Origin of the sequence: Litoribacillus peritrichatus (assembly GCF_039537985.1) — a bacterium.
GTDB lineage: Bacteria > Pseudomonadota > Gammaproteobacteria > Pseudomonadales > Litoribrevibacteraceae > Litoribacillus > Litoribacillus peritrichatus.
The window spans coordinates 349,151-358,855 of sequence record NZ_BAABBN010000017.1; the positions used below are offsets into that span (position 1 = coordinate 349,151).

Genomic DNA, 9,705 nt, shown 5'->3' on the forward strand with positions numbered 1-9,705 from the left:
AATGCTCGCTAAAATGGTTTCACTACGACCATGATGATGATGCCGATGAGTAAAAAGACTGGCATTTCATTAAACCACCGGAAGTAGACGTGTGATTTGGTGTTTTTATCGTCGCGGAAAGCGCGCAAGTGTCTGCCACACATGCCATGATAAATGATCAGTAAGCCGACCATGGTCAGTTTGGCGTGAAACCAGGCACCGGTCAGGTAAATCTGAGGTGTCAGAAACACAATCCAGGCGCCCAGTAAAACCGCCACCACGGCGGAAGGGGTCATGATGCCGCGATAGAGTTTTCTCTCCATGATCTTGAAGCGATCAATGGATGCCTGATCGTCCGACATGGCGTGATACACAAACAGTCGGGGTAAATAGAATAACGCCGCAAACCAACAAATGACGGCGATGATGTGAAAGGCTTTTACCCAGAGATATATTTGCACGAAGTGTTCCTTAGCGTTTATTCGCGAGATTCAATTGGCGTTATCTTAGCGAGGTGTTTGGTCGAATAGAAGTGATCTAAGTCGTTTTGAGTAATGATACCAAGCAGCTTAGGCTCTTGTCCTTCAGGCGGGGTGCTCTGAATCAATAAGGCATCGGTTTGATGACTGTCGATGAGCGACAGGGCATCCACAATGTCGGCTTTGATGTTGATGGGCGTTAAATCAAATCGGGTGGCAGGAATAGACATGATGTCCAGGTCTTTGTCTTGCTCCTGAAACTTCATTTCATCTTGGTTGGTGGCGATCAGCTGGTGGTCGATCTGATATTTGAGCCAATTGGCCAAATCCGATGCCTGCATCAGGAAAAACTTGGTTTGATCTTTGATGATGACCCATCGAGGCTGATCCAAAAACAGCTGGTGAAGTGAACTTAGCTTCATCTTTCGTTCGGTCACGATGAACCGACGATCCATAATGGGCATGATGCCGTATTGTTCAAGGCTGCTGGATTGGGCGTTCATTCGATCACGGTCGTGTCTGATTTTTTGCAAATTATCAAAAATTGCCTGTTGTCCCAGCAGCCCTTTATTAATCAGGTAAGCGATTACGATGCAGATCATACCGGGTAAAATCACGGCCGATGAGTTGGTCATTTCCAGTAACGTGACTAACGCGGCCATGGGGGCGTGAAGTGTGGCGCCCATCATCGCGGCCATTCCAATGAGACAAAACAAGCCGACCTGAACTTCAGTGCTTAGCTGTTGTAATCCCAGGCCGACCGTAAAACCGGTGCATGCGCCGATCAACAAGGTGGGCCCAATCAATCCTCCGGGGACGCCGTAGGCGAGTACGAAGGTGGTCAGTAACAGTTTGGCACAGAGAATGATGATGACCCACTGCCAGTCCCACGTGCCATTTAAGAGTACATTTATGGTGTCATAACCCACGCCCATGACTTCCGGCACAAACACGGCTACCAGGCCGGTTAAGAAACCGGCGATGGGCAGTGACTGCCACTTTGGTAAGCGGTTGGTGGTCTGCCAGGCAATTAAGAGACGGCCAAAAACCACAGAAAACCCACCAATGATGATGCCGAGCAGCAGCAATCCCGGGTAATCTATGGCAGTCATGGAGATCGTAAACGAAGGAAAAATAACGGCTTCGCCCAAAGCGATTTGGGTGACGAGTGAGCCTGCGACGGAGGCGATCACCAGAGGCGTTAAACTGGCCAGACTGAATTGTCGGAGGATAACTTCCTGGGCGAAGATTACTCCGGCCAAGGGGGTATTAAAGGAGGCTGCAATGGCGGCTGCCACTCCGCTGCCGATCAACATTTTCCGGTAACCGTATGGCAGTTGAATGTACCTTGCGATGAAGCTGCTGACCCCGCCGCCGAGGTGAATGGCGGGGCCTTCCCGGCCAGCACTTTGCCCGGACAACAGTGCAATGCTTGCTCCGACAAATTGCATTAACGTGTTGCGAAATGGAATATAGCCCTGGTGATAGTCAAGGCGCTGCAGTAGATAGGGTGCACCAACGTCGTGGTATTCCGGTGCCACCAGTTTATAGATGACGGCCAGAATCAACGCTCCGGCGACGGGTAACAGAAAGCGCATTTCATTCGACAGGTTTTCAAACCCTTCGTGGCCTTCGCCGGGCATAAGGTCTACAACGGCGTATTCAGTTAATAATCGAAATAGCAAAATCACGAAGCCGGCTGTGATGCCTATGAGCGCTGCAATGGCGGAAATTTTCGGTAGAGACTTACGTTGCGACCAGGTTCGTTTCATGCTTTTTGAAATACAAAGAGACGTGTGTCGGGTTTATTTCGTTGTAAAAACGAAGCTACTATCATGGGTTACAGTAAAACTACGTAAATAGTTGGTAGATTACTTTAGCTTTTCAGCTTAGCCCATTATCATACCAAGGGTTTCAACTTTGAGCGACTAATTAGAGGATAGATACGTGATTCAGGTCGGAGTGGTAGGCGGTACAGGTTATACAGGCGTTGAGCTTTTAAGATTGTTGGTCTTGCATCCAGAGGTTGAGCTTAAAGTAGTGACTTCTCGCTCAGAATCTGGCCGAAAAATATCCGATTTGTATCCAAACCTTCGTGGCCACCTGGACATTGAATTCTCTGATCCAACCGTGGCTGAATTGGCGACGTGTGACTTGGTCTTTTTTGCAACGCCGAACGGCGTCGCCATGAAGTCGGTGCCTGAGCTACTGGCGCGTGGTGTAAAAGTCATCGACCTTGCGGCGGACTTCCGAATTGAAGACGCAGCGCTTTGGTCTGAATGGTATGGCATGGAACACGCCTGCCCGGAACTGTTGGAAGAGGCCGTTTACGGGTTGCCTGAAACTTCCCGTGACAAAATAGCGTCGGCGCGTTTGGTGGCGAATCCTGGCTGTTATCCAACGGCTGTACAGTTGGGCTTTCTGCCTTTAATTAAAGCCGGGTTGGTTAATACTGAGAACTTGATTGCGGACACTAAGTCGGGTGTCAGTGGCGCCGGCCGTGGTGCCAGTGTCGGGGCTTTGTTGTGTGAAGCGTCTGAATCTATGATGGCTTATAAAGCGGGTGGTCATCGCCATCACCCTGAGATTTCTCAAGGGTTACAGTGGTTTTCTGAATCCAAAGTAGGGCTGACGTTTGTTCCGCACCTGACGCCTATGATTCGTGGCATTCATGCAACTCTTTACGCCCCTTTGAATCAAGACGTGGATGACCTGCAAGCTTTGTTTGAAGATGCTTACAAAGACGAGCCGTTTGTGGATGTGATGCCTGCCGGTTCTCACCCTGAGACTCGCAGTGTGAAAGGAGCGAACACCTGCCGTATCGCTGTGCATAAACCTCAGAACGCTAATACGGTCATTATTCTGTCTGTGATTGATAACCTTGTTAAGGGGGCTGCAGGACAGGCGGTGCAGAATATGAACCTGATGATGGGGTTGGAGGAAACGGCAGGTTTGAACCAAGTGGCGCTTTTGCCATAAGTGATTATGCCTTACTGATTTTCAGCGGATATGCGGCTTTAGGCTATCCTTTCGTTGAAGATCATAAAAAGTATAAAAAACCGTAGCAATATTAACAGCGGCCCATTCACGGAAGACAACTCGTTCACTCAGTTCTTGGGGTTCCTCCAATGAACGGTTGTTGAATGAAAGGGCCTCTAACAAGCGTTAGGAAAGGTAGTTTTTGTATGGCTGTAGTGAAAGGCTCTTCTCATCAGCGGTTGAAGGTAGTTGCTTACAACCCGGCAACTGACTTCGTGCAGAGAACTTTGCTGATACTGTTGTTAGTCGCTTCGATCATCGGGGCCTATTTAACGGGCAGTTGGCATATCTCAACACAGCTAATGGAAGTCCAGGAAGCCCGGGAAATTATTGAAGACGATCTTGAAGTTAAGACCGAAGCGGTGGAGACCTTAACCCAGCGGGTTGCTGTTTTGGAAGAAGGCAGCAAGCTGGATAAGCAAGCGAATGACGAAGTCCGTCTCACAATTAAAGAATATCGTGACAGAATTGCGGACTTGGAAAAGGAAGTGGCTTTCTATAAGAATATAATGGCACCGGGTGGCGAAAGCACCGGCCTTCATATTCAAAAGTTGAATCTGGCGGCTTCTTCGGAAGAAGGCGTGTTTAAATACAAAATTGTGCTGACCCAATTAGAGAAAAACCAGAATTACGTGAACGGTCAGGCGGCCATCAATATCATTGGTGAGCTGAAAGGCAAAAAGACAATCTATTCACTGCGAGATCTTTCCAGTGAGCAAAAAGACCTGGGTGTGAAATTTAAGTTTCGATATTTTCAGAACATTGTGGGTGAGTTGAAAATACCGGCTGACTTTGCACCACAGGAAGTTCAGATCATTTTACAGACGACTGGCAAAAAACCTGTGCGTGTTGAAAAGGCGTTCGGTTGGGCCATGGGAGAGAGTGTTAATAATGTGGGGCAATAAAGGCGGTAATCATCACTGGGATACAGTGATTTCCGGAAAAACTAAAATTACCGGCGACTTGCATTTTTGCGGTGGTTTGCATATTGATGGCTATGTGAAAGGGAATATCATTGCTGATGATGAATCTAATGGTGTGGTTCGTGTCAGTGATCGTGGTCACGTTGAGGGCGAGATTCGTGCGCCGAACGTCATTGTGAATGGTAAGGTTCACGGCAATGTTTATTCCAGTAAGCATTTGGAGTTGGCTAAGAAGGCCTCAGTGCATGGCGACGTATACTATACTGTAATGGAGATGGTCATGGGCGCAGAGATCAATGGCCAGCTGAAACACACAACGGAAGTAAAGTCGGTGAGTAATAAAACGCAGTCTTTGAAGCAAGTGGATGTTAAATCCGTTGGAGACAATGGTTAATCTTGACCAATCTACTCAGTTAAACGGATAATAGCGCCATATTTTGTTTGTTCGGAGAAAAGTATGACCGGCGTGGTTGAAGTGCAAAACCCTTTCCCAATTGACTTTACTGATGCTGCCGCATCGAAAGTAAAGACGTTGGTGGAGGAAGAAGAAAATGAGCAACTCAAATTGCGGGTCTATGTAACTGGCGGTGGTTGCTCAGGTTTTCAGTATGGTTTCACCTTTGATGAAACACTGAATGAGGATGACACTACCGTTGAAAAGCAAGGCGTCAGCATGGTGGTTGATAGTCTGAGTTATCAATACTTGGTCGGTTCTACAGTCGATTATCTGGAAGGTCTTGAAGGGTCAAGGTTTGTTGTCAGTAACCCTAATGCCACCACTACATGCGGCTGTGGCTCGTCATTCTCTGTTTAGTTGAGTAAGCATTATGAAAAAGGGAAGAATTTGGTTATTACTGCTGAGTTGCCTGTTTTTTCCTTTTTTAGCTGTTGCTGAAGGTGTCTCCTACATTCAGAACGAACAGGGGCAGTACGTTGCCAAAGTTGAATTGCATACTCCCGAAGAGTTAAAAGCCTTGTTTGATCGGGCCGAAAACTATCTGGCCAATCATAATAATTACAATAATAAGACCAGTCCGATTGCGGTTGTGCTTCACGGCCCTGAAGTTCGCGTTTTTCAAAGAAAAAATTACGATAAATTTAAAATGCTGGTTGATCAGGCGGCCCGTTTAGACGCATATAACATCATTGATGTTCGTGTATGCGAGATCTGGATGTCGGCTGATAATGCGAGCATCGGGGAGCTCCCGCCTTTTGTAGAGACCGTGCCGGATGGCCCTAAGCTTGAAAGAGAATTGTTGAACGACGGTTATCGTTATTTTTGAACTGTGTCAGGGTACTGAAAGTTCGTAGTTTTTGATCCTCTGAGTCAGCACTTTTAAGGGTAGTAAATACCGCCTAACAGTGCATTACGAGTCGCGCCCGTGGTTGTGGCTTGTTGAATGTTTCTCTTTGCTAGTGTTTCTTGAGCAAACCATGCAAATGCACAGGCTTCGATCCAGTCCGGTTGGATGCCTAGATCTGAGGTTGAACCCACGTAAACCTGAGAGCCTATTAGCTGTCGGATTCTTGTTATCAGATAGCTGTTCTTCCACCCCCCACCGCATACATACACCTCTTGGGTGTTGGGTGCAGTCGACTCAATTTCTTTACAAATGCTGGTGGCTGTCAGCTCCACCAACGTGGTTTGTATATCTTGCGCTGAAAACGAATGGCTTTGCTTCAATGCGTTGAGCTGATGAGTTAGCCAGTTGGGGTTAAACAGCTCCCTTCCCGTGCTTTTAGGTGGCGAGTCTTGAAAATAGGCGGTTTGCAAACATTGAGAAAGGAGTTCAGGGATAACCGTTCCTTGTTTCGCCCAGTGACCATTGTTGTCGAATTCACCTGAATTGTGTTGTGAGTACCAGTAGTCCAGTAACGCATTGCCTGGGCCTGTGTCGTATCCGACCGGGTTTGCATTTGGACAAACAGTTTTTGGTGTAAGAATTGAAATATTGGAAATTCCGCCGATATTCAGAATCACCCTGTGCTTGTCATCGGATTGAAAGAAGGCGTTATGAAAAGGAGGAACCAGAGGTGCTCCTTGGCCTTGAAGTGCGATGTCTTTACGGCGAAAGTCTCCAACCGTAGTAATACCTGTTTGTGCTGCAATTTGTCCCCAGTTACCAAGTTGGGCTGTGAAGCCTGGGGTCAGCTCAGGGTGATGACGAATGGTTTGTCCATGAATACCGAGTGCTGAAATATTACTGGCTGGAATATTAAGACTTCTTAGCCAAACGTTGATTGTGTCTGCACAAAATTGGGAATAGAAGTTTTCGGTTTGAAACAGTTGAGCGATATTGATGGTTTCTAAGTGTGATAATTCAAATAAGGCAGACTTTAACGTTTGGGGGAATGGCAGAAAGTGCGAGTGAGTAACGATGTCTGACTGCTGAAAATCACAAAGGGCCAGGTCGAGACCATCCAAACTGGTCCCGGACATGGCGCCGATGAAAAATTGACTCACTTTATCAATTGCCCGAATTGCTGGCGACCACAACAGCGCGTTGGTTGCTTTCTAGCGTTGCTAACCACTTCTTAGCATCAGCTAAGAATGCGTTACGGTATTTTTTATCAATCGGCGAGGCTTCCGGTAATTTTACTTTAACCGGATTTTTATGAACGCCGTTCACTCGGAATTCGTAATGTAAGTGAGGGCCGGATGCTAAGCCACTGCTGCCTACATAACCGATAATTTGTCCCTGGCTGACACGGGCACCTTTTTTGGTTTTTTTGTTGAATTTGCTCATATGAGCATACAGTGTTTGCATGCCTTGGCCGTGTTGAACAATCACGCAACGACCAAAGCCACCTTTCCAACCAGCAAAGACTACCTTGCCATCACCCGCTGTGCGGATCGGGGTTCCGCGTGCTGCTGCATAGTCAGTCCCTTTGTGCGCGCGGATTCTGTTCAATACAGGGTGTTTGCGTCGTAAATTGAAATGTGAACTGATGCGTGCAAAATCAATGGGTGAGCGAAGGAACGCTTTTCTCATGCTTTTTCCTTCCGGTGTAAAGTAATTGCCGCGACCAAATTCATCTACGTGGCGAATGGCTTGGAACTTTGAGCCTTGGTTGATGAACTCTGCTGCCACAATGTTGCCAGCGCCTATGGATTCACCATCCAAGAACTGTTCTTCATACATGAGTGAAAAGCTGTCACCTTCACGAAGATCTTGGACAAAATCGATGTCCCAGCCAAATATGTTGGCAAAATTCATGATGGTGGTCTGGCTCAGTCCGGCTTGCTGTGCATCTAAGAATAATGAGGAATTAATAGTGCCTTGGGCAAAACGATATTCAATGGTTGGCGTCCGCTTCTTTTCAGACACCTCATAAGCACCGTCTTTAAGTTCGATAATATTGCTGGTTAGCTTATCTTTCTGATGTTTAAACGCTTTGAATGTGTTGTCCGCAGTATAAGCAAAAGAAACTTCTTCGCCGGGGTGGAGTCGGGTTGCATCTTTATATACTTTGGCGACGTGGTAAACGTCTTTGGATGTTAAGCCAACTTTATTGAAAATAAGCGCCAGAGTATCACCGTTGGTGACGGTATAGTGGCGGGTGAATTTTAATGCTTCTTCGGCCGCAGGCGCGTTGTTAATTTCTTGCTCCGTAGAGATGGGCGTGATGTCTGCAGTTGTTTTCATGGAGTTAACAGGAACATAAATGCCTGAACTCTGTTTGGTGTCAATAATAGAGTCCGTCTTATCACTGTTTAACGGTAGAGATAAGTCAATTTCAGTTCTGCTGGCTGAGACTGATTCGGACGTAGGTAGAATGGCCATTGCAAGTAAAAAACTGGCAACAGCTGAAGCCGCAACAAAATGTCTTTTAGGGTAATGTTTTGCGAGACTTGTTAGGTTTTTCTGAGAGTTCATATGAAAAAAGTCGCCTAACTTGCTATTTTACTGGAAAAACTGATCATATCTTAGCCATTTTTCTGTGTTTTCACAAGAATAGTTGGGTCGCATTATTGTAAGTGAGTGTTATAATCTTTCGCCATTTTAGACTATTGAATATTAATTAGGTTGCCTCATGCCGTCAGTTGAAGAGTCATTAAAAGTTATTAAACGTGGTGTTGAAGAAATTTTACCGGAAGAGGGTTTGGTTAAAAAGCTGGAATCTGGTCGTAAATTACGTATTAAGGCTGGGTTTGATCCAACCGCACCTGATTTGCATTTAGGTCACACTGTTTTAATCAATAAATTGAAGCAACTGCAAGACTTGGGTCATGAGATCTTGTTCCTGATCGGTGATTTCACGGGTTTGATTGGTGATCCAACTGGAAAAAGTGCAACTCGTCCACCGCTGACGGAGGCTCAGGTGCAAGAAAATGCACTTACCTATAAAGAGCAGGTGTTCAAAATCCTCGATGAGGAAAAAACAACGGTGATGTTTAACTCTGAGTGGATGGGGAAAAAGTCTGCTGCGGATATGATTCAATTGGCGGGTCAATTTAACGTTGCTCGTATGCTTGAGCGCGATGATTTCAAAAAGCGTTTCAAAGGTGGTCAAAGTATTGCGATTCATGAATTTTTATACCCATTAATTCAGGGATATGACTCAGTGGCTATGGAAGCGGATATTGAATTGGGTGGTACAGATCAGCGGTTTAACCTTTTGGCTGGTCGTCAACTGCAAGAGCATTTTGGTCAGGAGCCGCAAGCGATCATTATGATGCCGATTCTTGAAGGGTTGGACGGCGTGAAGAAGATGTCCAAGTCGTTAGGTAATTATGTGGGCATTAATGATAAGCCGGGCGAAATGTTCCAAAAGATCGTTTCTATGCCGGACTCTTTGATTTGGCGTTATTTTGAACTGTTAAGTTTCAAAACTATCGAAGAAATTGAAGCGTTAAAAACATCCGTTGAGCAGGGGGCAAACCCAAGAGATGTGAAAATGGAGTTGGCTCGCGAGCTGATTACACGTTTTCATGATGCGGAAGCTGCGGAGAATGCCCATAAAGCAGCAGGTAATCGCTTGGCGGAGGGTGAGTTGCCAGAAGATATTCCTGAGGTTGAGATTGACTTTGATGGTCAGGAAGAAATGCCGATCTCTGCTGTATTGAATAAGGCGGGTTTAGTTAAAAACTCAAACGCAGCAAGAGACATGTTGAAGTCGGGTTCTGTTAAGGTTAACCAAGAGGCGGTTGAATCGACATTTAAGGTTCAGGTGGGTTCGGAATACGTTATTCAGGCTGGTAAAAAGAAATTCGCTAAAGTTAAAACTCTTTAAAAAATTTAATTCTCAAAAAAGGCGAGCTTAGCTCGCCTTTTTTGTGTCCG

Annotated in this window: 10 protein-coding genes; 6 read left to right on the forward strand and 4 right to left on the reverse strand. The window is 46.2% G+C overall.

What is annotated here, in order from left to right; all coding sequences use genetic code 11:
* Positions 1 to 8 precede the first annotated feature (8 nt).
* Together hemJ and ABD744_RS23070 are read right to left on the reverse strand one after the other, a co-directional pair.
* Positions 9 to 434: a protoporphyrinogen oxidase HemJ gene (gene hemJ, locus ABD744_RS23065; RefSeq protein ID WP_344800993.1), complete on the reverse strand. Its 426-nt coding sequence runs from the start codon at positions 432 to 434 to the stop codon at positions 9 to 11.
* Between the two features lie 23 nt (positions 435 to 457).
* The gene (locus ABD744_RS23070; protein ID WP_344800981.1) at positions 458 to 2,230 is read right to left on the reverse strand and encodes a chloride channel protein; all 1,773 of its coding nucleotides are present in this window, start codon (positions 2,228 to 2,230) and stop codon (positions 458 to 460) included.
* 175 nt (positions 2,231 to 2,405) lie between these two features.
* Between ABD744_RS23070 and argC the strand changes: the two genes are divergently transcribed.
* From argC to ABD744_RS23095, 5 genes are all read left to right on the forward strand, one after another.
* Positions 2,406 to 3,437, forward strand: a complete 1,032-nt coding sequence (gene argC, locus ABD744_RS23075) for an N-acetyl-gamma-glutamyl-phosphate reductase (RefSeq protein WP_344800982.1) — start codon at positions 2,406 to 2,408, stop codon at positions 3,435 to 3,437.
* A gap of 206 nt (positions 3,438 to 3,643) precedes the next feature.
* Complete coding sequence (locus ABD744_RS23080; protein ID WP_344800983.1) at positions 3,644 to 4,402, forward strand: DUF6776 family protein; 759 nt, start codon at positions 3,644 to 3,646, stop codon at positions 4,400 to 4,402.
* Positions 4,389 to 4,814 carry a bactofilin family protein gene (locus ABD744_RS23085; protein WP_344800984.1) on the forward strand — a complete coding sequence of 142 codons (426 nt, stop codon included), beginning with the start codon at positions 4,389 to 4,391 and terminating at the stop codon, positions 4,812 to 4,814. The genes ABD744_RS23080 and ABD744_RS23085 overlap by 14 nt, the downstream gene beginning before the upstream one ends.
* 63 nt (positions 4,815 to 4,877) lie before the next feature.
* Positions 4,878 to 5,234: an iron-sulfur cluster insertion protein ErpA gene (erpA, locus tag ABD744_RS23090; protein WP_344800985.1), complete on the forward strand. Its 357-nt coding sequence runs from the start codon at positions 4,878 to 4,880 to the stop codon at positions 5,232 to 5,234.
* Between the two features lie 13 nt (positions 5,235 to 5,247).
* Positions 5,248 to 5,703, forward strand: a complete 456-nt coding sequence (locus ABD744_RS23095; RefSeq protein WP_344800986.1) for a DsrE family protein — start codon at positions 5,248 to 5,250, stop codon at positions 5,701 to 5,703.
* A gap of 53 nt (positions 5,704 to 5,756) precedes the next feature.
* Here the strand turns inward: ABD744_RS23095 and ABD744_RS23100 are convergent, their stop codons facing one another.
* Both ABD744_RS23100 and ABD744_RS23105 read right to left on the reverse strand, forming a co-directional pair.
* Positions 5,757 to 6,884, reverse strand: coding sequence for an anhydro-N-acetylmuramic acid kinase (locus tag ABD744_RS23100; protein WP_344800987.1), 1,128 nt, complete (start codon positions 6,882 to 6,884; stop codon positions 5,757 to 5,759).
* A 4-nt stretch (positions 6,885 to 6,888) separates the two neighbouring features.
* Complete coding sequence (locus ABD744_RS23105) at positions 6,889 to 8,298, reverse strand: peptidoglycan DD-metalloendopeptidase family protein (protein ID WP_344800988.1); 1,410 nt, start codon at positions 8,296 to 8,298, stop codon at positions 6,889 to 6,891.
* A 157-nt stretch (positions 8,299 to 8,455) separates the two neighbouring features.
* On the opposite strand from ABD744_RS23105, the gene tyrS reads away from it, so the two are divergent.
* Entirely contained in the window at positions 8,456 to 9,655 is a 1,200-nt protein-coding gene (gene tyrS, locus ABD744_RS23110) for a tyrosine--tRNA ligase (RefSeq protein WP_344800989.1), read from the forward strand.
* Positions 9,656 to 9,705: the final 50 nt, after the last annotated feature.

Coding starts and splice junctions, on each gene's coding strand:
- ABD744_RS23080 (WP_344800983.1), top strand. CDS start 3,644: ATGGCTGTAGTGAAAGGCTCTTCTCATCAGCGGTTGAAGGTAGTTGCT.
- ABD744_RS23070 (WP_344800981.1), bottom strand. CDS start 2,230: ATGAAACGAACCTGGTCGCAACGTAAGTCTCTACCGAAAATTTCCGCC.
- tyrS (WP_344800989.1), top strand. CDS start 8,456: ATGCCGTCAGTTGAAGAGTCATTAAAAGTTATTAAACGTGGTGTTGAA.
- erpA (WP_344800985.1), top strand. CDS start 4,878: ATGACCGGCGTGGTTGAAGTGCAAAACCCTTTCCCAATTGACTTTACT.
- ABD744_RS23095 (WP_344800986.1), top strand. CDS start 5,248: ATGAAAAAGGGAAGAATTTGGTTATTACTGCTGAGTTGCCTGTTTTTT.
- ABD744_RS23085 (WP_344800984.1), top strand. CDS start 4,389: ATGTGGGGCAATAAAGGCGGTAATCATCACTGGGATACAGTGATTTCC.
- ABD744_RS23105 (WP_344800988.1), bottom strand. CDS start 8,298: ATGAACTCTCAGAAAAACCTAACAAGTCTCGCAAAACATTACCCTAAA.